Here is a 26,218-nt window from a genome sequence, read left to right on the forward strand (position 1 = left end):
CAGAAACAGCACAGCCCTATACCTTATAAGGAGAGGCCTCCTCTCCACTACTTCTTCCCGATTGGTTGTGCCGCCCCACAGGCGACACGACAACAAGTCATGCCTGATGACCATAGCGAGTCGGTCCCACCCCTTCCCATCCCGAACAGGACCGTGAAACGACTCCACGCCGATGATAGTGCGGATTACCCGTGTGAAAGTAGGTAATCGTCAGGCTCCCCAGCAGTGCCCGCAACCCCACCCCATCAAGGTGGGGTTGCGGCGTTTACGCGGCAGAAAAAACGCCCGTAACAGGACCTACACGATCACGATCCGCACCCGCCAGGCCGCTCAGTCCCCGCCGATGTGAGCGGGATTCGCATAGCCCGTCAGTTCCTGATAGGCGCGTCCAACGTCAACACCGGCACCGCTTACTAGCCTCGGCAGATAAGCAAAAACCGTCTCCGCGGACCCATACACCCGACGAGAGCCAACGGATGCAGCCTGACGCCGACGCCCTATCCAGCATCCAGCTCGTACGTCCTACTTCTCACCCGCCAGAAAACGCTCCGCAAGTCGGACCCAATACGTCGAGCCGATGGGAAGCAATTCATCGTTGAAATCATAGCTCGCGTTATGCAGCATGCAGGGGCCGGCACCGTGGCCGGCGTCGCGGTGACCACCGTCGCCGTTGCCAAGGAACGCATAACATCCAGGCTTTGCCAGCAACATAAACGAGAAGTCCTCCGCACCCATCGTAGGTTCCACGGAGTCATTGACGTTCTCAGTCCCCACAATCTCTTTCATGACGGCGGCCGCGAACCGCGCTTCTTCACTGCTGTTGATCGTCGGCGGATAGTTTCTGTGGAAGTGGACGTCGACTGTGCAATCGTAAGCGCCCGCCGTATTTTCAGCGATCTTGCGCATGCGCGCTTCAATCAGGTCGAGCGTTTCGGTCGTGAACGTGCGTACGGTGCCCGCAATCCACGCATCGTCCGGGACGACGTTGACTGCATCGCCGGCATGGATTTGGGTGATTGAGAGCACAGCGGTATCGAGCGGCTTCTTGTTTCGCGTGATGATGCCCTGCAAGCCGTTCGCGATCTGCACCGCAGTAAAGACAGGGTCATGTCCGTTATGCGGCAACGCTGCGTGCGAGCCGACGCCCTTGATATCAATGCGAAATTCGTTGCTGGAGGCCATGATGGGGCCTTCGGTCACGCCGAATTGGCCCGCCGGCATGCCCGGCCAGTTGTGGATGCCGAACACTGCATCCACGGGAAATTTTTCGAAAAGGCCATCCTCGATCATCGCCTGCGCGCCGGCGCCGCCTTCTTCTGCTGGCTGAAAAATGAATACGATCGTGCCGTCAAAATCGCCGTGTTTCGCCAGATGCCTAGCTGCGCCGAGGAGCATCGCCGTGTGTCCATCGTGACCGCACGCGTGCATTTTCCCGTCGTTTTTCGATCGATGTTCGAAACTGTTCAGTTCCTGGATCGGTAACGCATCCATGTCGGCGCGCAGACCGATCGAGCGTGTTCCATTGCCGCGTTTGAGCACGCCCACAACGCCTGTTTTGCCCAATCCGCGGTGAGTTTCAATGCCCCACGACTCGAGCGCATTCGCGACCAGCTCAGAAGTCGCGGTTTCCTCGTAACGCAGTTCGGGATGGGCGTGGATCGTTCGTCGAAGATTCTGGATTTCTCCGTGAGCAGCCTGGATTTCGGGGATCAGTTTCATAATGGAGTGCCGATGCGCTTGCGCTTTGACTTGCGTGGAATCGCCTGGAATTGCCCGGGCGACATGCGTCCGGACGCAGTGCTAACGATTCTACGCCGAAGGCTTTTTGGCGGCAGCATGCAGGCAAGCGTCGGCGGACGTAATAGAATCCGGCGTTGCGCCCTGCTTACCGTCCTCTGAATGGTTACCCAATGAACGCTCCAACCGAATTCGCTCGCGCGGTTTGTCCGCATGACTGCCCCGACACCTGCGCAATGAAGGTAACCGTTGAGGGCGGCCGGGCCCTCAAGGTGGTCGCGGACGCGGACCATCCTCCGACTCAAGGTGCGTTGTGTACCAAAGTCAGCCGCTACGCGGAACGGGTGCATCATCCACAACGCCTCACGACGCCGATGAAGCGCGTCGGCCGCAAAGGCGAGGGCCGTTTTCAGCCGATCAGTTGGGAGGAAGCGCTGGAACTGGCCGCAACGCGCCTGTCGGAAGTCGCGCGTCGCGCGCCGGAAGCGATTCTGCCCTACAGCTACGCCGGCACGATGGGCCTCGTCCAGGGCGACAGCATCGCGCAACGGTTCTTCCACAAATTAGGCGCATCGCAACTGGACCGCACGATCTGCGCTGCGGCCGGCGCAGCAGGTTTGAAATACACGTATGGCGCGAGCCTCGGCATGCTCACTGAGTTCTTCGAGGAAAGCGAGGTGATTCTCATCTGGGGCTCCAACCCCATTGCGTCGAATCTCCATTTCTGGACGCGGGCGCAACAGGCCAAACGCGCAGGCGCACGCCTCATCGCTATTGATCCGTATCGCTCGTTGACCGCGGAGAAGTGCCATCAGCATATTGCGCTGAAGCCGGGGACTGACGGTGCATTAGCCCTCGGCATGATGAACGTGCTGATCTCGGAAGATCTGCTGGATCACGCGTACATCGCCGCGCATACATTGGGCTTCGCCGAGCTCAAAAATCGCGCGCTCACTTATCCGCCGGCGCGAGTTGCTGAAATTTGCGGCATTGACGAGCAGGTTATCGTCGACCTCGCGCGGCTTTACGGAAGTACAAAGAAGGCCGCGATTCGCCTGAACTATGGTCTGCAAAGGGTGCGTGGTGGCGGCAACGCGGTGCGCGCGATTGCGTGCCTGCCGTCGCTGACCGGCGCGTGGCGCGAACGCGCCGGCGGCGCCTTGCTGTCGTCATCGGGCTGGGCGCCGGTGGACTCACATGCGTTGCAGCGCCCCGACCTGATGCCCGGCTGGCCGGCGAAGCCGAGCCGCGTCATCAATATGAATGCAATTGGTGACGCGCTCCTGCACCCGGGCGACGCTCAGTTTGGACCAAAGGTCGAGGCAATCGTTGTGTACAACTCGAATCCGGTCGCCGTCGCACCCGATTCCGAGCGCGTCGCGGCAGGCTTCGCACGCGAAGACCTTTTCACGATCGTTCTTGAGCATTTCCAGACGGACACCGCGGACTACGCCGACCTGCTCCTGCCTGCCACGACGCAACTCGAGCATCTCGACGTGCACAAGTCGTACGGCCACACGCACGTCATGGTGAACTTGCCCGCGATTCCGCCGGTCGGCGACGCGCGCCCGAATACTGAAATCTTTCGCGGCCTCGCGCGCCACATGGCGTTAGATGAGCCGGCACTCTTCGAAAGCGATGAAACGGTGGCGCGCAGTGCGTTCCGTTGGCAAGACAAGACGCTTGAAGGCGTGGACTGGGAGTCGCTCAAACAGGCCGGTTGGGCAAAACTCAATCTGCCCGACGCGCCGTTTGCCGAGGGCGGCTTCCACACGCCGTCGGGAAAATGCGAGTTTTACAGCGAGCGGCTCGCGCAGCAGGGCCTGGACCCGCTGCCGGATTACCTGCCTCCCTATGAATCCGCGGAATTTGCGCCGGAACTGGCCGCGCGATACCCGCTTGCAATGATTTCGCCGCCTGCGCGCAACTTCCTGAATAGCACGTTCGTCAACGTTGAGAGCCTGCGGTCGACGGAAGGTGAGCCACATCTCGACATTCATCCAGCCGACGCCGACGCGCGCGGCATCGCCGACGGCGCCAACGTGCGCATTTTCAACGACCGCGGCTCCATGCAGGCGCGCGCCCGCGTCACCGACCGCGCGCGCCAGGGTGTCGTGGTCTGCCTGTCGATCTGGTGGAAAAAGCTCGCGCCCGACGGCCGCAACGCCAATCAGGTCACGAGTCAGGCGCTCACCGACCTCGGCGGATCCGCAACCTTCTACGACTGCCTCGTCGAGGTGGAGCGCGTCTGACGCGCTCGCTTTACATCGCCCAAGCCTCGCCGGCAAGCCGTTTGAAGGTTCGAGGCAGCAGTCTAACCCAGCCGTTTTTCGCGAATACCGCAGAGGTGCCCATGCTACGATGCGTTTTTAGCACGACCATTCGAAAATGAGGAAGGAGACGCTGCATTGGACAAAATCTGGCTGAAATCTTACCCGCCCGGCGTTCCCGCAGAGATCGACCCAACCCGCTATTCATCCCTGGCCGAACTGCTCGAGGAGGCGTTCCGGGAGCATCGCGACAAGCCGGCCTTCGTGTGCATGGGAAAGGCGATCAGCTACGGCGAAATGGACGCGCTTTCGCGCAAGCTGGCCGCGTGGTTTCAGTCGAAGGGTCTGGCGCGCGGCGCTCGCATCGCGATCATGATGCCCAACGTGCTGCAATATCCGGTCGCCATTGCCGCGATTCTGCGCGCGGGTTATGTAGTCGTGAACGTCAACCCGCTGTATACGCCGCGTGAGCTCGAGCATCAGTTGAAAGACAGCGGCGCGGAAGCAATCATCCTGCTCGAAAATTTCGCCGTCACGCTGCAGGCAATCGTGCGCAATACCGCGCTCAAGCATGTGGTGGTCGCCACGCTGGGCGACCTGATGGGGGTGAAGGGTACCGTCGTCAACTTCGTCGTGCGCCGGGTGAAGAAAATGGTGCCGGCGTGGAGCTTGCCCGGCCACGTCAAATTCAATACCGCGATCGCACAAGGCGAACACCAGAGTTTCAAACCAGTCCAGCAGGGCCCTGACGACGTCGCGTTCCTGCAGTACACCGGCGGCACGACCGGCGTCGCCAAGGGTGCAACGCTGCTGCACCGTAATCTGATTGCGAACGTGCTGCAGTCCGAAATCTGGCTCAATCCGGCCCGCGCGAACCGCACCGACATCGGGCAGTTCATTACCGTTGTCGCGCTGCCGCTGTATCACGTCTTCGCGCTGACCGTGTGCGGACTGCTGACGATTCGCACCGGAGGGCTGGGTGTGCTGATCCCGAATCCGCGCGACATTCCTGGCATGATCAAGGCGCTGCAAGGGTATGCGATCACGACGATCCCGGCGGTCAACACGCTTTATAACGCGCTGTTGAACAGCCCCGACTTCCACAAGCTCGACTTTTCGAAACTGATCGCGGCGAACGGTGGCGGCATGGCCGTTCAGGAGGCTGTCGCGAAGCGCTGGTTCGAGCATACGAAGACGCCGATCATCGAAGGCTATGGGTTGTCTGAAACCTCGCCGTGTGTGACCTGCAATCCTGTGACGGTGACGGAATATAGCGGCACGATCGGCCTGCCGCTGCCGTCGACGGAAATCTCGATCCGCGACGACGAGGGCAACGAAGTGCCGCTCGGCCAGGCCGGCGAGATCTGCATCCGCGGCCCGCAAGTGATGGCGGGCTACTGGAACCGGCCGGAAGAGACGGCCAAAGTCATGACGCCGGACGGCTTTTTCAAGTCGGGCGACGTCGGCTTGATGAACGAACAAGGGTTCGTGAAGATCGTCGACCGCAAGAAGGACATGATTCTGGTTTCCGGCTTCAACGTGTATCCGAATGAGATCGAAGACGTCGTCGCCAGGCTGCCCGGCGTGTTCGAAGTGGCGGCAGTGGGTGTGCCCGATCAGCATTCGGGCGAGGCGGTGAAGTTGTTCGTCGTGAAGAAGGATCAGGCGCTGACTGACGCCGACATTCTGGCCTACTGCAAACAGCAGCTCACGGGCTACAAGCGGCCGAAGATCGTCGAGTTCCGCACCGAGCTGCCGAAGAGCAATGTCGGCAAGATTTTGCGTCGCGAGTTGCGCGACGGTCGGGCATGAGGCTGGCGCGCTTGAACTTCGCCAAGGGTTGACGCGCGGTAACGCGTATCCCTCACCAGAATCAAAAAGGCCCGGCCGACGACAAGTCAGCCGGGCCTTCTTTTATTTGCACTGCTGCGAGCAACAGAGCCCGCGCCACCGCGGGCCGCCACAAACATAAAAAAAGGCGCCCGAAGGCGCCTTTGAGGCAAACTGCTTTATTACGACTTATTAGAACTTGTGGCGGATGCCGACGCGAGCTGCCAGCTGGTTCTGGTTCGACGAGCCCGACAGGCCGTTGATGCCAGCCGTTGCTGCAACCACGGTGCCGGTTGCGCTCAGCGTTTCGCCCGTAGCGTGCTGATACACACCGATCACGTAGACGTCGGTACGCTTGGACAGGAAGTAGTCCACGCCAACAGCGCCTTGGTGGTACTGAGCACGCGAGTTGCCGTTGATTTCCGAGCCGCGCGTGTAGTCATACGCTGCGCCGACCAGCAGTGCCGGGGTCAACTGGTACTTGAAGTTGACTTCTGCGTTGTTGAACGTAGCCGTTTGGCCCTTGAACGGCGATGCGTACGAAGCGCCCAGGTTTGCAAAGCGGATGTTCGAGTACGTCAGGCCGAGCGTTGCTGCGCCGAACGTGTATGCGCCGCCTGCACCGATAACCTGGTACGTGTTAGCCGATGCGAAGCCTGCGTAGACCGGCGAGGTCACTGCGCCAGCCGGCGTAGCTGCCGTGCCGCCGTTGTTAAACAGGCCGCCCGAAGCTGCCGGCGTGCGTGCGTTCAAGTAGCCGACGCCCAACACCAGCGGACCGTTGTTGTAGCCGGCGCCCAACGACCAGATCTGGTTCGACGAGAAGTTGCCTGCAACGCCGCCGAAGCTGTACGTGCCGCCGAACTTCAGGCCGCCGTAATCCGCGCTCGTGTACTTGACCGTGTTGTTCGTACGGTATGCGTTGTTGAAGTTGTCGATGTCGCCCGGGTGAGCAGCAATGTAGCCGCCCCACTGGTCGCCTGCTTCCAGCGGACCAACGTAGTCGACGACGGAGTCGTACTGACGACCCAGCGTGACCGTGCCGAACTGGCTCGACAGGCCGACGTAAGCTTGACGACCGAACATCAGGCCGCCTTGACCCAGCTTGCCATTGTTCACGTCAAAACCGTTTTCCAACACGAACAGCGCCTTCAGACCGCCGCCCAGATCTTCCGTGCCACGCAGGCCGAAACGCGAGCCTTGCATAACGCCGCTGGACAGGTTGTACAGGTGCTTGCCACCAGAGTTGGTGTTGATGTTGAAGCCTTCGTCAATGATACCGTACAGGGTCACGCTGCTCTGCGCATGTGCGACGCCTGCGAATGCGCCCAGTGCTGCGAGAGCGAGAAGCGACTTTTTCATCGAATGATCTCCAAGGATTACGAATCTTTTGTACAAGGCGAATATTTATGTAGCGTTGAGGCCTTGCTTATCCAACTTCGCGAGAAGTTGCACGTAATGTAACAAAACGGCTACATGGCACAAAGAAAAAGCAGGTCGCCCGGAACGCTCCTGTTTCGTTTACGCAACATGATCTAAAATCGTAATCCTGATATCTCCGGCGCCTGATTCAAGGCTGCACGGAGGCTGCGTTTTTCCCCGCCAAGCCTTGTCGCACGGGCCGCGACGCGCGGGGAGCCGGTTGTTGAATCAGGGAGTGCCGAATGTTTCTGGACGAGTTGATTACTGAATTTGATCGGGGTTTACGCTCAATGACCGGCGTTTCGCGCATGAGCCGTCCTTTGCCGGTTCCGCAAGAATCGGCGGCTCCTGCGGAAGTGCCGGAGCTGTCGCCGGCCGAGCGCGCGCACTCCGCGGGTCTGATGCGCGTGAATCACGTCGGCGAAGTGTGTGCACAGGCGCTCTACCAGGCGCAGAAGCTGGCAACGAAGTCGCCGTCGCTGCGAAGCGCGTTCCATCGGGCCGCGATAGAAGAAGAAGATCACCTCGCGTGGACGGCCAAGCGTCTGGAAGCGCTTGATTCGCGTCCGAGTCTGCTCAATCCGCTTTGGTATGCCGGCGCGCTCGCCATCGGCCTCGCGGCCGGGCGCCTGGGTGATCGCGTGAGCCTCGGCTTCATGGCCGAAACCGAGCGGCAGGTCGAACAGCACCTCGACAGCCACATGAACCACTTGCCGGCCGCTGATCGCGAGTCGCGCGCCATTGTCGAGCAGATGCGTATCGACGAAGCCGCGCACGGCAAAGCGGCCATGGACGCAGGCGGCATGGAGTTGCCGTTCCCAGCACGTGCGTTGATGCGCGCGATGTCGAAGGTCATGACCCGGACCGCGTACTACATATAAGAAGGTCTAAAAAGACAGCAGAAGCGCCGGGCTCCCGGCCTCGCTTCGCCAGGTGGGACGACGCGCGACGCGCCGTTCGCCTACCGCCGCCGAAACTCCGCCGCCCATCCTCCAGCCGCCCTTGCTGATCGCTTACGATCCGCGCGTTTCGCTCGCACTTTTCACGTATCACCTTCACAAGCTTCGTTAGCTCTTTAATTTATAACGGTTTTCCGTTTTACGTCTGACATGAAGCAGTCGCGCTAAGTCCTTGTTCTTACAAACAAAATTCGCTCAAAAACCAGTTCTCTCCCTTGACCCGTGTTTAGCGTTCCTCTAAAGTGGGAGACAGTGTGAGAAAGTGTATTTTTGTGTGATCTCACCGGCGGTTTCGGGTAGATTTTTACGAATCGGGCAGCCGGCGCAAAGGCGCGGGCCAAGAGGGAGAGCGAAGTGTTCCAAGGGGCGTCGGCGCTGACGCTCGATGCGAAAGGGCGGATGTCGATTCCGTCGCGCTATCGGGATGCGCTGCAAACACAGGCAGAGGGCCGGGTGACGATTACCAAGCACCCGGACGGCTGCCTGTTGCTCTTTCCACGCCCGGAATGGGAAATCTTCCGCGACAAAGTCGACAAGCTTCCCATGAACGCGGCCTGGTGGAAGCGCATCTTTCTCGGTAACGCAATGGACGTGGATATGGACGGCGCGGGCCGCGTGCTCGTGTCACCGGAATTGCGCGCGGCCGGCTCGCTGGAAAAAGAGGTGACCTTGCTCGGCATGGGCCGTCACTTCGAAATATGGGACGCACAGATTTACGCCGCGAAGGAACAGGCGGCGATCGCCGAGGGCATGCCCGAAGCGTTGAAGAATTTCACGTTCTGATCGCGGCATACATATATGGCATCTGCGATGAGAAATGAATTGCAGCATCGCACGGTGCTGCTGGAAGAAGCGGTAGAGGCGCTGGTTACGCGCGCGGACGGCGTGTATGTGGACGGCACGTTCGGGCGCGGCGGTCATAGCCGCCGGGTGTTGGAGAAGCTGGGTGAAGCGGGGCGTCTGATCGCGTTCGACAAAGACCCGCTCGCCATCGCCACGGCGCAGCAGATCGCGGATCCGCGCTTCGCCATCGTGCATGAGAGTTTTGCTTCGCTGCGCACCGCGATTGCGGAGCGCGGCATTGAACGCGTGTCGGGCGTTTTGCTGGATCTGGGCGTGTCGTCGCCGCAAGTCGACGATCCGGAGCGGGGTTTCAGTTTTCGCGCCGACGGCCCGCTCGACATGCGGATGGACCCGACGCGCGGCGAGTCCGCCGCCGACTGGCTGGCGCGGGCCACGGTGCAGGAACTGACGGAGGTGATACGAGATTATGGGGAAGAACGGTTTGCTTTTCAGATTGCAAAGGCGCTTGTTGCTCGCCGGGCAGAGTCCGACCGTCTTGGGCCTCTCGTCAGCACGGGCGAGCTTGCCCAAATCGTGGCTAACGTCGTCAAAACCCGTGAGAAGGGCAAGGACCCGGCAACCCGCACCTTTCAGGCTATACGGATTCACATCAATCAAGAGCTTGCGGAGCTGCAAGTCGTTTTAGAAGCAGCGCTAGCGCTGCTGGAGCAAGGGGGGCGGCTGGTGGTCATCAGCTTTCATTCGCTCGAGGACCGGATCGTCAAGCGATTCATGCAGGCGCACGCAACTGCGCCCGCGGTAGATCGTCGCCTGCCGATTCGTGCCGTCGACCTGCCGAGTCCCCCGCTCAAAATCATCGGCCGCGTATTTGCGAGCGACGCTGAAGTCGCCGCAAACCCACGCGCCCGTTCTGCCGTGATGCGCGTGGCGGAGCGGATCGCACCATGAATCGCCTCAATATTTTCCTGCTGATGATCGTGATGGGCTGTGCCTTGTCTGTTGTCAACGCCACCAATCAGCAGCGTCAGATCTTCATCCAGTTGCAGCGCGCGCAGTCGCAGGAGCGTCAGCTGCAGCAGGACTATTCGCAGCTTCAATATCAGCAGAGCGCGCTTTCCAAGACGTCGCGCATCGAGCAGATCGCGACCGCGTCGCTGAAAATGCAGGCGGTCAGCACCGGCCGCACGCAGTACCTGACGCTCGACCCCGGCGCCGCGAAGGCCGAAGACGCGCCGATCCCGACCTCGGCGGCGGCATCCGCTTCCGCAGCTGCGCCCGCGGCGAGCCGCAAGGGAGGCGTGCGATGAAAAAATCGTCGGCCCGCAAGAGCGTCGCGTTCTCCGCCAATCCGATCCTGTCCGTGCGCCTGCCGATGTGGCGCTCGAAACTCGTCGTGTTCCTGCTCTTCATGGCGTTCGTCGCGCTGACCGCGCGCGCGTTCTGGATTCAGGGGCCCGGCAACGCGTTCTATCAGAAGCAGGGCGAAATCCGTTATCAGCGTCGCCTCGAATTGCCCGCCACACGCGGCAAGATTCTGGACCGCAATGGCCTCGTGCTGGCCACGAGTCTGCCCGTGCGCGCGATCTGGGCGATTCCCGAATCCGTGCCCGACGACCTCGGCGCCGACAAACTGAACGCGCTCGGCAAGCTGCTTGGCATGACCAACAAGGAACTGCGCACGAAGCTCTCCGAAGACAAGACCTTCGTCTACGTGAAGCGCCAGGTGCCGGTGGACATTGCCGAAAAGGTGAAGGCTCTCGACATTCCCGGCATCTACGCGCGCGACGAATACAAGCGTTTCTATCCGGAAGGCGAGATCACCGCTCACCTGATCGGCTTCACCAATGTCGAGGACGAAGGCCAGGAAGGCGTCGAACTGGGCGATCAGAAGCTACTCGCGGGCATGTCCGGCAGCCGCCGCGTGATCAAGGACCGGATGGGCCACATCATCGAGGATGTGGACGAGCAGGTCGTGCCGCACAACGGCCAGGACGTGGACCTCTCGATCGACAGCAAGATCCAGTACATCGCGTATGCGAACCTGAAGTCAGCCGTCGAAAAGTTCAAGGCGAAGGCCGGCGCGGCGATGGTGATCGACGTGCGCACCGGCGAAGTGCTCGCGCTCGTCAATTACCCGACGTACAACCCCAACGACCGTTCCCACCTGACCGGCGACCAGCTGCGCAACCGCATCCTGACCGACACGTTCGAACCGGGCTCGATCATGAAGCCTTTCACGGTGTCGCTCGCGCTCGATCTGCACCGCGTCACGCCGACTACACTGGTTGATACCGGCGGCGGCCGTTTCGTGCTTGACGGTGCGCCGATTACCGACGACAGCGCGTTCGGCGTGCTGACCGTGGGCGGCGTGATCCAGAAGTCGAGCAACATCGGCGCGACGAAGATCGCCATGCAGCTCAAGCCCGAAGAGATGTGGAACATGTACACGAGCATCGGTCTCGGCCAGGCGCCGAAGGTCGGTTTTCCTGGCGCGGCGGCGGGACGTCTGCGTCCGTGGAAGAGCTGGCGCCGCATCGAGCAGGCGACCATGTCGTACGGCTACGGCCTCTCGGTGTCGCTGTTCCAGCTGGGCCGCGCCTATACCGCCATCGCGCACGACGGCCAGATCATGCCGGTGTCGATTTTCCGCACGCCTGGCGACCAGCCGGCCAACGGCCCGCAAATCTTTTCGCCGACCACCGCGCGCGAGGTGCGAGCGATGCTCGAAACCGTCGTCTCGCCCGGCGGCACGTCGCCGGATGCGGCGGTGCCTGGCTATCGCGTCGGCGGCAAGAGCGGCACCGCGTACAAGCACGGTCCGCACGGCTACGACCACTCGAAATACCGCGCGTCGTTCGTCGGCATGGCGCCGATGCCGAATCCGCGCATTGTCGTGGCCGTGTCCGTCGACGAACCGACGGCGGGCAGCCACTTCGGTGGTCAGGTGTCGGGGCCGGTGTTCTCCGGCATCGTCGGCGATACGCTGCGCTCGCTGAATGTGCCGCCGCAGATGCCGGTCAAGCAGATGGTGGTGTCGGACGATTCAGCCTCCGCCGCGCCTTCGGCAACGCCCGCTCCGTCCGCGGCGAAGAAGATTTCGACCAACGCGAGCGCGAAGAAGATGACGATTTCCGCGAACGCGAAAAGCCATCCGGGAGTCGTTCGATGAGCGCGCTCCGTCAAAACCACCCGGCGCGCCAGCAGATCGCCGACGCCTTGAACTGGCTGCACGCGCGCGTGCAACCCGGCGCGCATCTGCACGCCGATACGCGCTCGCTCGTAGCCGGCGACGCGTTTTTCGCCTATGCCGTGGAGGGCGCGGACAACCGCCCGTTCATTAACGGCGCGCTCGAGCGCGGCGCTGCGGCGGTGCTGGTGCAGCCGGAAGGATTCACCGGCGCGCTCGACGCATCCACGATGCTCGCGGTGCCCGCATTGAACGAGCTTGCCGGTTCGATCGCCAGCGCCTGGTACGGCGATCCGAGCGACCACATGCTGACGGTCGGCGTGACCGGAACCAACGGCAAGACTTCGTGCAGCCAGTGGATTTCGGCGGCGCTCACGGCGCTCGGCACGCGCTGCGCAATCATCGGCACGCTCGGCACGGGTTTGCCGGGGCAACTCGTGCATACCGGCTTCACGACGCCCGACGCGCCGCAATTGCAGCGCAGTCTCGCGCAGCTGCGCGGCGCCGGCGCGAACGCGGTCGCGATGGAAGTGTCGTCGCATGCGCTGCATCAGGGGCGCGTGAACGGCACGGCGTTCGACATCGCCGTGTTCACGAATCTCACGCAAGACCATCTGGATTATCACCACACGTTCGAAGCGTACGAAGCGGCCAAGGCGCGGCTCTTTGCATGGCCGGAACTGCGCGCCGCCGTGATCAACCGCGACGATGCAGCCGGCCGCCGTTTGCTCGCGAGCACGCAAGGCCACGCGCGCACGATCGCGTACGGTCTCGACTTTGCATCGCAAGGCGCGCAAGTGGATGCGCCGCAAGCCGATGCGTTGCTGCTCGCATCGAATGTGCGGGCCACCGCGACCGGCACGGCGTTCCATCTGAGCACGTCCGATTGGGGCGACGCCGACGTCGAAGTGCAAACGCTCGGCGCGTTCAACGTGAGCAATCTGCTCGGCGTGCTCGGCGCGCTGCTTGCCGCCGACGTGCCGTTCGACGCCGCGCTCGCCGAACTGGCGAAGCTGGAATCGGTGAATGGCCGCATGCAGCGCCTCGGCGGCCGCTTGCAGAACGACGAGCCGCTCGTCGTGATCGACTACGCACACACGCCGGACGCGCTCGAAAAAACACTCGAAGCGCTGCGGCCGATGGCGGCTGCGCGCGGCGGCGAACTGATCTGCATGTTCGGCTGCGGCGGCGACCGCGACGCGACCAAGCGTCCGCTCATGGGCGCGATCGCCGAGAAACTGGCGGACGGCGTCGTCGTCACGAGCGACAACCCGCGCAGCGAAGATCCGCAATCGATCATCGAGCAGATCGCCGCGGGAATGAAGGACGCGTCCAAGGCGCGCCGTATCGAAGATCGCGCGAGCGCGATTCTGCAAGCGATCCGCAGCGCCGCGCGCGAAGACGTCATCGTGCTGGCCGGCAAGGGGCACGAAGCAACACAGGAAATCATGGGCAAAAAGCGCGCTTTCTCCGATCAGGACCACGCCCGTCTCGCGCTCGCCGCGCGGGCTACGCAGGCACGCGGAGGTGGCGAATGAGCGGACAAGGCAATGTGATGTTCACGCTGCGTGAAGCCGCCGCGCTGATTCCGGGCGCCACGGTCAGCGGCGACGACAGTGTCGCGTTCGAGCGCGTGTCGACCGACAGCCGCAGCGCCGGTTCGGGCGATCTGTTCGTCGCGATCAAGGGCGATCGTTTCGACGCACACGACTTCCTTCCGGAAGTCGCCGCGCGCAATGTGAGCGCCGCGCTCGTCGCGCGCGTGCCCGACGGCTGGAACGTGTCCACCGTGCCCGTCGTGCGAGTTGCCGACACGCGCGTCGGCTTGGGCGCACTCGCGCGCGGCTGGCGTCGCAAGTTCAGCATGCCGCTCGTCGCGGTAACCGGCAGCAACGGCAAGACGACCGTGAAGGAGATGATCGCGTCGATCTTCGCCGCAGCCGTTGGTGCCGACGAGCGGCTCGCGACCGCCGGCAACTTCAACAACGACATCGGCTTGCCGCTCACGCTGTTTCGCCTTAATGCCGCGCATCGGCTGGCAGTGGTGGAACTCGGCATGAATCATCCGGGCGAAACGTCGCTGCTCGCGAAAATCGCCGAGCCCACGGTCGCGGTGGTGAACAACGCGCAGCGCGAGCACCAGGAATTCATGGCGACCGTCGAAGCCGTCGCGCTCGAGCATGCCAGCGTGATTCACGCGCTCAAGCCCGAAGGCGTTGCTGTATTCCCAGCGAACGACGCCTACGCAAGCATCTGGCGCGTGGCGGCAACGGGCAACCGCATCGTCGACTTCGCGCTCAACACGGCGGAACGCACGACCGAAGCGGCCGTCACCGGCACGTTCGACGGCAAGCGGCTCAGCATCGAAACGCCGGAAGGAGCGTTGCAGGTCACGCTGCAAGTGCTCGGCGAGCACAACGCACACAACGCGCTGGCGGCAACGGCGGCGGCACTTGCCTCCGACGTTTCGCTCGACGCAATCAAGTGCGGCCTCGAATCGTTCGGCGCAGTCAAAGGCCGCTTGCAGGTCAAGCACGCCGCGCTCGGCACGCTCGCGGGCGCCACCGTGATCGACGATACCTACAACGCGAATCCCGATTCAATGCGTGCCGCCATCGACGTGCTCGCGTCGCACGCTTCACCGCGTGTGCTGGTGATGGGCGACATGGGCGAAGTAGGCGACAACGGTCCCGAGTTTCACCGCGAAATCGGCGCTTACGCCAAAGAACGCGGCATCGACGCGCTGTACGCGATGGGCGACGCCTCGCGCGACGCCTGCGCGGCGTATGGCGCAAGCGCACACCACGTCGCCGACGTCGGCACGCTGGTCGCGCAATTGCAGCAGGCCGGTTTCGGCGCGGCTGCAACGCTTCTCGTGAAAGGCTCGCGCTTCATGCAAATGGAGCGCGTGGTGGACGCCGTTACGAGTCCACAACCCAACGCAGCGGGCAGCGCGCCCGCCGCACACTGAAATAGAAGGACCGAAGCATGCTACTGGCGCTGGCGCAATGGCTGCAGAATGACGCAAGCTTCTTGCGCGTGTTCAGTTATCTGACTTTTCGCGCGGTGATGGCCACCATCACCGCGTTGCTGATCGGGCTCGTCTGCGGCCCGTCGGTGATTCGCAAGCTGACCGCGATGAAGGTCGGTCAGGCTGTCCGTAAAGACGGTCCGCAAACGCACCTCGTGAAATCCGGCACGCCGACCATGGGCGGCGTGCTGATTCTGCTCGGCATCGCCGTGGCCACGCTGTTGTGGGCCGATCTCACCAATCGCTTTATCTGGATCGTGATTCTCGTCACCTTCGGCTATGGGGTGATCGGCTGGGTCGACGATTACCGCAAGGTGGTCTACAAGGATCCGCGCGGCATGTCGTCGCGCGAAAAGTATTTCTGGCAGTCGGTGATCGGCCTGTTCGCCGCGGTGTATCTCGCCTTTAGCGTGTCGGAAGCCAGCAATGTGCGCGTGTTCGACCTGTTCATGGCGTGGGTGCGCAGCGGTTTGTCGATGGGCTTGCCCGCGCGCGCCGACCTGATGCTGCCGTTCGTGAAGTCGATCAGCTATCCGCTCGGCGTGTGGGGCTTCATCGTGCTGACGTATCTGGTGATCGTGGGCGCGAGCAACGCGGTGAATCTCACCGATGGACTCGACGGCCTCGTCATCATGCCGGTCGTGCTGGTGGGCGCGTCGCTCGGCGTGTTCGCTTACGTGATGGGCAGCTCGGTCTACTCGAAGTATCTGCTGTTTCCGCATATTCCCGGCGCGGGCGAGCTGCTGATTTTCTGCTCCGCGATGGGCGGCGCGGGGCTCGCGTTCCTCTGGTTCAACACGCACCCGGCGCAGATGTTCATGGGCGACGTCGGCGCATTGGCGCTTGGCGGCGCACTCGGCACGGTCGCGGTGATCGTGCGTCAGGAAATCGTGCTGTTCATCATGGGCGGCATTTTCGTCGCCGAAACGCTTTCCGTGATGTTGCAGGTCACGTGGTTCAAGTTCACCAAGCGCCGTTTCGGCGAAGGCCGGCGTCTCTTCAAGATGGCGCCGCTGCATCACCATTTCGAATTGTCAGGCTGGAAGGAAACGCAGGTGGTCGTGCGCTTCTGGATCATCACCTTGATGTTGTGTCTGTTCGGATTGTCCACGCTCAAACTGCGTTGAGCAGCAGGTATTAAAGGAAGCAGACGATGTTCGGCGAGAAGTTTCGGGATCGGCAAAAGCCGATGGTGCTCGTGCTGGGACTGGGTGAATCCGGTCTCGCGATGGCGCGCTGGTGCGCGCGGCACGGCTGTCGGCTGCGTGTTGCCGACACCCGCGAAGTGCCGCCGAACCTGTCCGCGCTCGAAGCGCACGGCGTCGACGCTGCGTTTGTCGGCGGCCCGTTTTCGCCGGTGCTGCTCGAAGGCGTGGAACTCGTCGCCATCAGCCCGGGCTTGTCGCCGCTCGCCGCCGACCTGTTGCCGCTGATCACAGCCGCGCGCGAGAAGGGCATTCCCGTGTGGGGCGAACTCGAACTCTTTTCGCAAGCGCTCAAGACGCTCGGCGAAAGCGGCTACGCGCCGAAAGTCATCGCGATCACCGGCACGAACGGCAAGACCACGACCACTAGCCTGACCGGCCTACTGTGCGAACGTGCGGGCAAGAAGGTCGCGGTGGCGGGCAACATCAGCCCGGCGCTGCTCGACAAACTGAGCGAAGCCATCGACAACACCGCGCTGCCCGACGTGTGGGTGCTCGAACTGTCGAGCTTCCAGCTCGAAACCTCGCATACCTTTGAGCCGGACGCGGCAGCGATTCTCAACATCACGCAGGACCACCTCGACTGGCACGGCGGTCTCGACGCCTACGCCGCCGCCAAGGGCCGCATTTTCGGTACACAGACCGTGCGCGTGCTGAACCGCGACGACGCGCGCGTCATGGCGCTCGCGCCTTCCGAGTCGAGCGACGCCGAGATGGTGACGTTCGGCGTAACCGAGCCGAAGAACGACGGCGACTACGGCCTGCTGCGCGACAACGGCATGATCTGGCTGGTTGAGGCGCACGATCTCGACGCCAGCGACGAACCCGCGCCGAAGCGGCGTCGCAAGAATGAAGCGGTCAGGCCGCCGAACATTGCGCTCAAGCGTTTGATGCCCGCAGACGCATTGCGCATTCGCGGTTTGCACAACGCCGCCAACGCGCTCGCCGCGTATGCGCTCGCGCGCGCCGTCGGCCTGCCGGGCGCGCGGCTGTTGCACGGCTTGCGCGAATATCGCGGCGAGCCGCATCGCGTGGAATTGATCGCGTCGATCGACGGCATCGACTATGTCGACGACAGCAAGGGAACCAATGTCGGCGCCACAGTCGCCGCGCTCGATGGTCTCGCGCAACGCGTCGTGCTGATTGCGGGCGGCGACGGCAAAGGTCAGGATTTCGAACCGCTTGCCGCGCCCGTCATGCGCTGGTGCCGCGCCGTGATGCTGATCGGCCGCGACGCGCCGCAGATTCGCGCCGCGCTCGAAGACACCGGCATCGCCATAACGGATCACACGACGCTCGAAGACGCGACGCGTGCGGCCGCCGCACTCGCGCAACCGGGCGACGCCGTGCTGCTCTCGCCGGCTTGCGCGAGCTTCGACATGTTCAAGGGCTACGCGCATCGCGCAGCGGTATTCCGCGGCGTGGTGGAAGAAATCGCGGCCGAACGGGGGACGATGATATGAGCTGGTCGGAACGGTTCGGTATACGTGCGGGCGGCTCGGGCGAGCCGGCCGGCGCCGCACGCGTCGGCTCGCGCACGGGCGGCAGCGGTCTCGCCAGCGCCGTCAACGGCGTGCGGCCGCTGCGTTCGCGCATGCTCGACTACGATCATTCGCTGCTGTGGGTGGTCGTCGCGCTGCTCGGGCTCGGCGTGGTGATGGTGTACTCGGCGTCGATCGCGATGCCCGATTCGCCGAAGTACGCGTCGTATCGCGACTACGCGTTTCTCGTGCGTCAGTTGATCTTCGTGGTCATGGGCGCGGTGGTCGGCGTCGTGTCGTTCCGCATTCCGATTTCGACGTGGGACAAGTACGCACCCAAGCTGTTTCTGATCGCGCTCGCCGCTCTTGTGATCGTGCTGATACCGCACGTCGGCAAGGGCGTGAACGGGGCACGCCGCTGGATTCCGCTCGGCATCACGAACATGCAGCCGTCGGAAATCATGAAGCTCGCGGTAACGATCTACGCGGCGAACTACACCGTGCGCAAGCAGGAATACATGCACAGCTTCGCCAAAGGCTTCCTGCCGATGGCGATGGCGGTGGGCCTCGTCGGTGCTCTGCTGCTGCTCGAGCCGGATATGGGCGCGTTCATGGTGATCGCCGCGATCGCCATGGGACTGCTGTTTCTCGGCGGCGTGAACGGCAAGCTGTTCGGCGGACTCGTCGCTACGGCGGTCGGCACCTTCAGCTTGCTGGTGTGGGCCTCGCCCTGGCGGCGCGAGCGGATCTTCGCGTACCTCGATCCGTGGGACGACCGCTACGCGCAGGGCAAGGCATATCAATTGACGCACTCGCTGATCGCATTTGGCCGCGGCGAGTGGTTCGGCGTGGGCCTGGGCGGTAGCGTCGAGAAGCTCAACTATCTGCCGGAAGCGCATACCGACTTCATTCTCGCGGTGATCGGGGAAGAGCTCGGCTTTGTCGGCGTGCTGGTCGTGATACTGATGTTCTACTGGATCGTGCGCCGCGCGTTCGAGATCGGCCGTCAGGCGCTCGCGCTTGACCGCACGTTCGCGGGTCTCGTCGCGAAGGGCGTCGGCATCTGGTTCGGCGCGCAGACCTTTATCAACATGGGCGTGAACCTCGGCTTGCTGCCCACCAAAGGTCTGACCTTGCCGCTTGTCAGTTACGGCGGCTCCGGCATCTTGCTGAACTGCGTCGCGGTCGCGGTGCTGATGCGCGTGGACTACGAAAACCGGGTGCTCATGCGCGGAGGAAAAGTATGACCCTCACGCAGCAACGCACGCTGATGGTGATGGCCGGCGGCACCGGGGGACATGTGTTTCCCGGGCTCGCGGTCGCGCACCTGATGCAGGCGTGGGGCTGGAAGGTCGTATGGCTCGGCAATCCCGCGGGCATGGAAGCGACGCTCGTGCCGAAGCACGGCATCCCGATGGAATACGTGCGCTTTGGCGGACTGCGCGGCAAGGGCCTGAAAACCAAGCTCATGCTGCCGATGAATCTGCTGCGCGCGTGCACGCAAAGTCTCAGCGTGCTGCGTCGCGTGAAACCCGACGTGGTGCTCGGCATGGGCGGCTACATCACGTTTCCTGCCGGCCTGATGACTGCATTGAGCGGACGTCCGCTCGTGCTGCACGAACAGAATTCGATTGCGGGCCTCGCGAACAAGGTGCTTGCGAAGCTCGCAAAGCGTGTGCTCGTTGCCTTTCCGAATGCATTGCCGCACGGCGAATGGACCGGCAATCCGATTCGTGCGGAACTTGCGCGCGCGATTGCGCCCAAAGCACGCTATGCAGAACGCAACGGTCCTCTGAATGTGCTGGTTGTCGGCGGCAGTCTGGGCGCTGCGGCGCTGAATGAAGTCGTGCCGCGCGCGCTCGCGCTGGTTAACGCGAAGGAACGGCCGCGCATCGTGCATCAGGCGGGCGCGAAGCATATCGACGCGCTGCGCGAAAACTACGCGGCAGCCGGCCTTCAAACGGGCGCGGATTTGCAACTCGTGCCGTTCATCGACGACATGACGAGCGCCTACGCGAACGCAGATCTCGTGATCTGCCGCTCCGGTGCGATGACGGTGTCCGAGATTTCAGCGGTAGGTGTGGCCGCGTTGTTCGTGCCGTTCCCGTATGCGGTGGACGATCATCAAACCACTAATGCAGCGTTTCTCGCCGACAACGGCGCGGCGCTGGTCGTGCAGCAACGCGATCTGTCGGCGGAAAAACTCGCTGACTGGTTGCGCAGCCAGACGCGGGAAAGTCTCGCGGAAATGGCGGAGCGTTCGCGCTCGCTCGCGAAACCCGACGCCACGGAACAGGTCGCGCAAATCTGCGCGACCGTGGCGGGTTCGATTTCGGGCGCGAGCCCAGAAGGAAAGCAATGAAACACATCGTCAAACATATTCATTTTGTCGGCATCGGCGGTGTCGGCATGAGCGGTATCGCGGAAGTGCTGGTCAACCTCGGCTATCAGGTTAGCGGCTCGGATCTGTCGAGCAACGCCGTCACGGATCGGCTCGCCGCGCTCGGCGCGCGTATTGCGATCGGTCACGCTGCCGAGAACATTGAAGGTGCTAACGCAGTGGTCGTTTCGACCGCCGTGCGCAGCGACAACCCCGAAGTGCTGGCCGCGCGGCATCGCCGCATTCCAATCGTGCCGCGCGCGGTCATGCTCGCTGAGCTGATGCGCCTGAAGCAGGGCATTGCGATTGCGGGCACGCACGGCAAGACCACGACGACCTCGCTGGTGGCGAGCGTGCTGGCCGCGGGCGGACTCGATCCGACTTTCGTAATCGGCGGACGGCTGATCAGCGCCGGCGCCAACGCGCGGCTTGGAACCGGCGACTTCATCGTCGCGGAAGCGGACGAGTCGGACGCGTCGTTCCTGAATCTGTTTCCGGTGATCGAAGTCATCACGAACATCGACGCCGATCACATGGACACCTACGGCCACGATTTTGCGCGGCTCAAGCAGGCGTTCATCGAATTCACGCACCGTCTGCCGTTTTACGGCATTGCCGTGCTGTGCGTCGACGACCCGAACGTGAAGGAGATTCTGCCGTTCGTGTCGAAGCCGATCATCCGCTATGGCTTCGCGCCCGATGCGCAGGTGCGCGCGGTCAATGTCGAAGCGCGCGACGGCAAGATGCATTTCACGGCGATGCGCGAAGACGCGGCGCCGCTCGACATCACATTGAACCTGCCAGGCGAGCACAACGTGCAGAACGCACTGGCGGCTATCGCAATTGCGACTGAACTCGAAGTGAAAGATGCCGATATCCAGCGAGCGCTCGCGGATTTTAACGGGGTGGGCCGGCGTTTTCAGCGCTACGGTGAAGTGCCCGTCTTAACGGAAGGCGCAGCGGCGGGCGCTTACACGCTCGTCGACGACTACGGTCATCACCCGGTCGAAATGGCGGCAACCGTCGCGGCGGCGCGTGGCGCATTTCCGGGGCGGCGCCTCGTGCTCGCGTTTCAGCCGCACCGCTTCACGCGTACGCGCGATTGTTTCGAAGACTTTGTGAAGGTGCTGTCGACGGTGGACGCGCTCGTGTTGACCGAAGTGTATTCGGCCGGCGAAGCGCCGATCGTCGCGGCGGACGGCCGTGCGCTCGCGCGCGCGTTGCGCGTCGCGGGCAAGGTCGAGCCGGTGTTTGTCGATACGGTGGACGAAGTGCCGGGCGCGCTCGCAGCAGTGGTGCGTGACGGCGATGTGGTGATCACGATGGGCGCGGGTTCGATCGGCGGTGTGCCGGGTCGTCTCGCTCAGGAAACGAAGGTGTGAGATGAGCAGTATTCAGTCAGATCAACTCGCGAGGAAATTCGGCAAGGTGGCCGTGCTGCTCGGTGGGAATTCCGCCGAGCGCGAGGTGTCGCTCAATTCTGGACGCCTCGTGCTGCAAGGTCTGCGCGACGCCGGCGTCGACGCGCATCCGTTCGATCCGTCGGAGCGTCCGCTTGCCGCGCTGAAGGAAGAAGGCTTCGTGCGCGCGTTCAACGCGCTGCATGGCGGCTACGGCGAGAACGGCCAGATTCAGGGCGCGCTGGATTTTTACGGCATCAAGTACACCGGCAGCGGCGTACTCGGCTCGGCGCTCGGGCTCGATAAATTCCGCACGAAGCTGGTGTGGCAGCAACTCGGCATTCCGACGCCGCCGTTCGAAGCCGTCCTGCGGGGCGACGATTACGAAGCGCGCGCGAAAGACATCGTCGCGAAGCTCGGCTTGCCGCTTTTCGTCAAGCCGGCGAGCGAAGGCTCGAGCGTTGCCGTGATCAAGGTGAAGAGCGTGGATGCGTTGCCGGCGGCGCTCGTCGAAGCCGTGAAGTACGACAGGATCGTGGTGGTCGAGAAGAGCATCGAGGGCGGCGGCGAATACACCGCGTGCATCGCGGGCGATCTGGACTTGCCTGTCATCCGCATCGTGCCGGCCGGCGAGTTCTATGACTATCACGCCAAGTACATCGCGAACGACACGCAGTATCTGATTCCGTGCGGCCTGACGCCGGACGAGGAAGCGCGCATGAAAGTGCTGGCGCGCCGCGCATTCGACGTGCTCGGCTGCACCGACTGGGGCCGCGCCGATTTCATGCTCGACGCCGACGGCAATCCGTACTTCCTGGAAGTGAATACGGCGCCCGGCATGACCGATCACTCGCTGCCGCCGAAAGCGGCGCGCGCGGTGGGCATCAGCTATCAGGAACTGGTGGTCGGCGTATTGGCGCTGACCTTGAAGGATTAATTGAAGTAGTGAGCGGGGCAACCCGAAAGCAACACCATGTGGAACAACGTTCGCCAGCTCAATCTCGCCGCCAGCGCATTGCATGCGTTGCTGGTGCTCGTGCTGCTGGCGGCGGGCGGTTACTGGCTGATCCAGCGCCCGAATTTCGCGCTGCGCGAGATACAGATCGACGGCGATACGGAGCACATCAATTCGCCGACGGTGCGTGCGGGCGTGGTAGGACGGCTGAAGGGCAACTTTTTCACCGTGGATCTGGACGTCGCGCGTCAGGCGTTCGAACAGATGCCGTGGGTGCGTCACGCGAGCGTGCGGCGGGTCTGGCCGAATGCGCTGGCTGTCACGCTGGAAGAGTACAAACCGCTTGGCACGTGGGGCAGCGATCAACTGGTGAGCGTCGACGGCGAGCTGTTCACCGCGAATCAGGGCGAGCTGGAAGAAGAACTGCCCGCGTTCGACGGCCCGGACGGCACGGCGAAAGAAGTGGTCGCGCGTTATCACGACTTCCAGAAGTGGTTCGCGCCGCTGAACGCCACGCCGGAAGAAGTGACGCTGTCGCCGCGTTACGCGTGGACGGTGAAGCTGTCGAACGGCATGCAGGTGGAGCTTGGGCGCGAACGCAATCAGGACACGCTGCTCGATAGGAGCAAGCGCCTGACCGCGGCCTGGAACGCGGTGACGCAACGTTGGGGAAAGGATATCGAGTATGCGGACTTGCGCTATCCGAACGGTTTCGCGATTCGTGCCGCTGGCATGCGCTTTATCAGCGAACCCGACAAGGGCAAGAAGTAAACGGACATCACACGCAATGAGCACGCTATGAGTAAAGACTATAAAGATCTGCTGGTCGCCCTCGACATCGGGACGTCGAAGGTGGTGGCCATCGTCGCCGAGCTGAAGGGCGAAGGTCACTACGAGGTGATCGGCCTCGGCCAGAGCGAATCGAAGGGGCTCAAGAAAGGCGTGGTGGTGAATATCGAAGCCACCGTGCAGTCCATTCAGCGCGCGCTCGAAGAAGCCGAGCTGATGGCCGATTGCAAGATCACGAATGTCTTCACCGGGATCGCCGGCAGCCATATCCGCAGCTTCAATTCGAGCGGCATGGTGGCGATCAAGGAGAAGGAAGTCACGCAGGCGGATGTCGCGCGCGTGATCGAAACGGCGAAAGCGATCAACATTCCGACCGATCAACAGGTGCTGCATATCCTCACGCAGGAATTCATCATCGACGGTCAGGAAGATGTGCGGGAGCCGATCGGCATGAGCGGCATTCGGCTCGAGGTGAAGGTGCATATCGTCACCGGCGCGGTGAGCGCGGCGCAGAACATCGTGAAGTGCGTGCGGCGCTGCGGGCTCGAAGTGAACGACCTGATTCTGCAGCCGCTCGCGTCCTCGCTCGCGGTGCTGACGGAAGACGAAAAGGAACTGGGCGTGGTGCTGGTCGATATCGGCGGCGGCACGACGGACATCGCGATTTTCAGCGAAGGCGCGATCCGTCACACGGCCGTGATTCCGATTGCCGGCGACCAGATCACGAGCGACATCGCCATGGCGTTGCGCACGCCGACGCCGGACGCGGAAGACATCAAGGTGGATTACGGCATCGCCAAACAGGCGCTCGCCGATCCGGATGAAATGATCGAAGTGCCGGGTCTCGGCGAGCGCGGTCCGCGCACGCTGTCGCGCCAGGCGCTGGCTGCGGTGATCGAGCCGCGTGTCGAAGAGCTGTTTTCGCTCGTGCAGCAGGTGGTGCGCGAGTCGGGTTACGAGGAACTGCTGAGCTCCGGCGTGGTGTTGACGGGCGGCGCGTCGATGATGCTCGGCATGGTTGAACTGGGTGAGGACATTTTCCTGAAGCCGGTGCGTATCGGCGTGCCCGAATACGCGGGCGGTCTTGCCGACGTGGTGCGCAACCCGCGCTATTCGACGGCGATGGGCCTGCTCGTCGAAGGACGCTCGCAACGCATGCGCGGCCGCAAGGTCGCGGTGCAGTCAGGTTCGATGGGACAGGTGTTCACGCGCATGAAGGACTGGTTCCTCGGCAATTTTTAACGGATTCGCTGTACCGCTGTACCGAACTGATTCTCGAAAAACTCGCGCTGGTGCCGGCGGCTGGCGCGCGACAGGAGGTTGCCCGATCTCCTGCCGAATAACGGCCGAGTGGCTGTAAATTTTTTATCTTGACGGAGGCATCATGGATTTCCAAATGCTGGAAACCGAAACGAACGGCACCATCATCAAGGTGGTCGGAGTAGGTGGCGCTGGCGGCAATGCCGTTCAGCACATGATCAACAAAGGCGTGCAAGGCGTCGACTTCATCGTGATGAACACGGACGCACAAGCTTTGTCGCGTTCGCGCGCCACCGCGGTGATCCAGCTCGGCAACACGGGTCTGGGCGCTGGCGCCAAGCCGGAAATGGGCCGCGCCGCAGCGGAAGAAGCACGTGAGCGCATCGCCGACGCACTGCGCGGCGCGCACATGGTCTTCATCACCGCGGGCATGGGCGGCGGCACGGGCACGGGCGCAGCACCCGTGGTCGCGCAGATCGCCAAGGAAATGGGTATCTTGACTGTCGGCGTGGTCAGCAAGCCGTTCGAATTCGAAGGCGGCAAGCGCATGCGTGTGGCAGAAGCCGGTTCGCAGCAACTGGAGGATCACGTCGACTCGCTGATCGTCGTTCTGAACGACAAGCTGTTCGAGGTGATGGGCGACGACGCCGAAATGGACAAGTGCTTCCAGTGCGCTGACGACGTTCTGAACAACGCAGTGGCCGGCATCGCGGAAATCATCAACGTCGACGGTCTGGTGAACGTCGACTTTGAAGACGTGAAGACCGTGATGGGCGAGCAGGGCAAGGCGATGATGGGCACGGCGACGGTTGCCGGCGTCGATCGCGCGCGTCTTGCGGCCGAACAAGCTGTTGCAAGTCCGCTGCTGGAAGGCGTGGATCTGTCGGGCGCGCGCGGCGTGCTGGTCAACATCACGTCGAGCCGTTCGCTGCGTCTGTCGGAAACGCGCGAAGTGATGAACACCATCAAGAGCTACGCTGCAGAAGACGCCACCGTGATTTTCGGCGCAGTGTACGACGATGCAATGGGCGACGCGCTGCGCGTGACGGTGGTGGCAACGGGTCTGGGCCGTGCGGCGAAGAAGCAGCAATCGGCTCCGATGACGCTTCTGCGTACCGGCACCGACAACCAGCCGATCAGCGCACAACACGCAACGTACGCCACGCCGTCGCACGCCAGCACAGCCGACTACGGCGCGCTCGACACGCCGGCTGTGTGGCGTACCTCGCGCGACACCGCGGCTTCGCACGTGCAGGCGCTGCAGGAAAAGGGCGTCGACACGTACGACATTCCGGCGTTCCTGCGCAAGCAGGCGGACTGAGCGCACGGGGCAGGCTTCGCTGCCGCGCCGCCGGGTTTTCCTGGCTTCAAGGCGTTGGCGGACGAATGCCCGAGCGTGGCGGGTGAACGGCAAACAAGCCGCGTATCGTGGGATTCGCGGCAAGGACGAGTGCCCTCTTCGGAATCGCGAAGCGGATTGGGCTACTGTCGCCGACTCACTGCGACAC

20 protein-coding genes and 1 rRNA gene are annotated in these 26,218 nt (G+C 62.9%); 19 read left to right on the plus strand and 2 right to left on the minus strand.

Going from position 1 to position 26,218, the window contains the following annotated elements; genetic code table 11:
* Window positions 1–102 precede the first annotated feature (102 nt).
* A 5S ribosomal RNA gene (rrf, locus tag A3AC_RS0124935) occupies window positions 103–216 on the plus strand.
* Between the two features lie 306 nt (window positions 217–522).
* Here rrf and A3AC_RS0124940 read toward each other — a convergent pair.
* Window positions 523–1,719, minus strand: a complete 1,197-nt coding sequence (locus A3AC_RS0124940) for a M20 aminoacylase family protein (RefSeq protein WP_025602178.1) — start codon at window positions 1,717–1,719, stop codon at window positions 523–525.
* A 191-nt stretch (window positions 1,720–1,910) separates the two neighbouring features.
* On the opposite strand from A3AC_RS0124940, the gene A3AC_RS0124945 reads away from it, so the two are divergent.
* Both A3AC_RS0124945 and A3AC_RS0124950 read left to right on the plus strand, forming a co-directional pair.
* Entirely contained in the window at window positions 1,911–3,989 is a 2,079-nt protein-coding gene (locus A3AC_RS0124945; RefSeq protein WP_025602179.1) for a molybdopterin-containing oxidoreductase family protein, read from the plus strand.
* Between the two features lie 156 nt (window positions 3,990–4,145).
* The gene (locus A3AC_RS0124950) at window positions 4,146–5,819 is read left to right on the plus strand and encodes a long-chain fatty acid--CoA ligase (RefSeq protein WP_025602180.1); all 1,674 of its coding nucleotides are present in this window, start codon (window positions 4,146–4,148) and stop codon (window positions 5,817–5,819) included.
* Window positions 5,820–6,029: 210 nt separating this feature from the next.
* Here the strand turns inward: A3AC_RS0124950 and A3AC_RS0124955 are convergent, their stop codons facing one another.
* Window positions 6,030–7,199 carry a porin gene (locus A3AC_RS0124955; RefSeq protein WP_025602181.1) on the minus strand — a complete coding sequence of 390 codons (1,170 nt, stop codon included), beginning with the start codon at window positions 7,197–7,199 and terminating at the stop codon, window positions 6,030–6,032.
* Between the two features lie 302 nt (window positions 7,200–7,501).
* Here A3AC_RS0124955 and coq7 point away from each other — a divergent pair, with 302 nt between their 5' ends.
* From coq7 to ftsZ, 16 genes are all read left to right on the plus strand, one after another.
* Window positions 7,502–8,140, plus strand: coding sequence for a 2-polyprenyl-3-methyl-6-methoxy-1,4-benzoquinone monooxygenase (coq7, locus tag A3AC_RS0124960; RefSeq protein WP_025602182.1), 639 nt, complete (start codon window positions 7,502–7,504; stop codon window positions 8,138–8,140).
* A 432-nt stretch (window positions 8,141–8,572) separates the two neighbouring features.
* Window positions 8,573–9,001 carry a division/cell wall cluster transcriptional repressor MraZ gene (mraZ, locus tag A3AC_RS0124970; protein WP_013340588.1) on the plus strand — a complete coding sequence of 143 codons (429 nt, stop codon included), beginning with the start codon at window positions 8,573–8,575 and terminating at the stop codon, window positions 8,999–9,001.
* A gap of 15 nt (window positions 9,002–9,016) precedes the next feature.
* Complete coding sequence (rsmH, locus tag A3AC_RS0124975; protein ID WP_035475837.1) at window positions 9,017–9,970, plus strand: 16S rRNA (cytosine(1402)-N(4))-methyltransferase RsmH; 954 nt, start codon at window positions 9,017–9,019, stop codon at window positions 9,968–9,970.
* A complete protein-coding gene (ftsL, locus tag A3AC_RS0124980; RefSeq protein ID WP_025602184.1) occupies window positions 9,967–10,329 on the plus strand; it encodes a cell division protein FtsL in 363 nt (120 codons plus the stop codon). The genes rsmH and ftsL overlap by 4 nt, the downstream gene beginning before the upstream one ends.
* Window positions 10,326–12,191 (plus strand): peptidoglycan D,D-transpeptidase FtsI family protein, encoded by a 1,866-nt coding sequence (locus A3AC_RS0124985; protein WP_025602185.1) that lies wholly within the window; start codon window positions 10,326–10,328, stop codon window positions 12,189–12,191. The genes ftsL and A3AC_RS0124985 overlap by 4 nt, the downstream gene beginning before the upstream one ends.
* Window positions 12,188–13,747: a UDP-N-acetylmuramoyl-L-alanyl-D-glutamate--2,6-diaminopimelate ligase gene (locus tag A3AC_RS0124990; RefSeq protein ID WP_025602186.1), complete on the plus strand. Its 1,560-nt coding sequence runs from the start codon at window positions 12,188–12,190 to the stop codon at window positions 13,745–13,747. The genes A3AC_RS0124985 and A3AC_RS0124990 overlap by 4 nt, the downstream gene beginning before the upstream one ends.
* Window positions 13,744–15,180, plus strand: coding sequence for a UDP-N-acetylmuramoyl-tripeptide--D-alanyl-D-alanine ligase (locus A3AC_RS0124995; RefSeq protein ID WP_084515574.1), 1,437 nt, complete (start codon window positions 13,744–13,746; stop codon window positions 15,178–15,180). Before A3AC_RS0124990 ends, A3AC_RS0124995 begins: the two co-directional genes overlap by 4 nt.
* Window positions 15,181–15,197: 17 nt before the next feature.
* The gene (gene mraY, locus A3AC_RS0125000) at window positions 15,198–16,367 is read left to right on the plus strand and encodes a phospho-N-acetylmuramoyl-pentapeptide-transferase (RefSeq protein ID WP_025602188.1); all 1,170 of its coding nucleotides are present in this window, start codon (window positions 15,198–15,200) and stop codon (window positions 16,365–16,367) included.
* A gap of 26 nt (window positions 16,368–16,393) precedes the next feature.
* A complete protein-coding gene (gene murD, locus A3AC_RS0125005) occupies window positions 16,394–17,908 on the plus strand; it encodes a UDP-N-acetylmuramoyl-L-alanine--D-glutamate ligase (RefSeq protein WP_025602189.1) in 1,515 nt (504 codons plus the stop codon).
* Window positions 17,905–19,173: a putative lipid II flippase FtsW gene (gene ftsW, locus A3AC_RS0125010; RefSeq protein WP_025602190.1), complete on the plus strand. Its 1,269-nt coding sequence runs from the start codon at window positions 17,905–17,907 to the stop codon at window positions 19,171–19,173. The genes murD and ftsW overlap by 4 nt, the downstream gene beginning before the upstream one ends.
* The gene (murG, locus tag A3AC_RS0125015) at window positions 19,170–20,288 is read left to right on the plus strand and encodes an undecaprenyldiphospho-muramoylpentapeptide beta-N-acetylglucosaminyltransferase (protein WP_025602191.1); all 1,119 of its coding nucleotides are present in this window, start codon (window positions 19,170–19,172) and stop codon (window positions 20,286–20,288) included. The genes ftsW and murG overlap by 4 nt, the downstream gene beginning before the upstream one ends.
* Window positions 20,285–21,688 carry a UDP-N-acetylmuramate--L-alanine ligase gene (gene murC, locus A3AC_RS0125020; protein WP_025602192.1) on the plus strand — a complete coding sequence of 468 codons (1,404 nt, stop codon included), beginning with the start codon at window positions 20,285–20,287 and terminating at the stop codon, window positions 21,686–21,688. Before murG ends, murC begins: the two co-directional genes overlap by 4 nt.
* Window position 21,689: 1 nt before the next feature.
* Window positions 21,690–22,643 carry a D-alanine--D-alanine ligase gene (locus A3AC_RS0125025; RefSeq protein ID WP_025602193.1) on the plus strand — a complete coding sequence of 318 codons (954 nt, stop codon included), beginning with the start codon at window positions 21,690–21,692 and terminating at the stop codon, window positions 22,641–22,643.
* Window positions 22,644–22,679: 36 nt separating this feature from the next.
* Window positions 22,680–23,432 (plus strand): cell division protein FtsQ/DivIB, encoded by a 753-nt coding sequence (locus A3AC_RS0125030; RefSeq protein WP_025602194.1) that lies wholly within the window; start codon window positions 22,680–22,682, stop codon window positions 23,430–23,432.
* A gap of 27 nt (window positions 23,433–23,459) precedes the next feature.
* Entirely contained in the window at window positions 23,460–24,692 is a 1,233-nt protein-coding gene (gene ftsA, locus A3AC_RS0125035; RefSeq protein WP_013340575.1) for a cell division protein FtsA, read from the plus strand.
* Window positions 24,693–24,834: 142 nt separating this feature from the next.
* Window positions 24,835–26,031 carry a cell division protein FtsZ gene (gene ftsZ, locus A3AC_RS0125040; protein ID WP_013340574.1) on the plus strand — a complete coding sequence of 399 codons (1,197 nt, stop codon included), beginning with the start codon at window positions 24,835–24,837 and terminating at the stop codon, window positions 26,029–26,031.
* Window positions 26,032–26,218 lie beyond the last annotated feature (187 nt).

It is taken from the genome of Burkholderia sp. WSM2230, from assembly GCF_000472445.1.
Classification (GTDB): Bacteria; Pseudomonadota; Gammaproteobacteria; order Burkholderiales; family Burkholderiaceae; genus Paraburkholderia.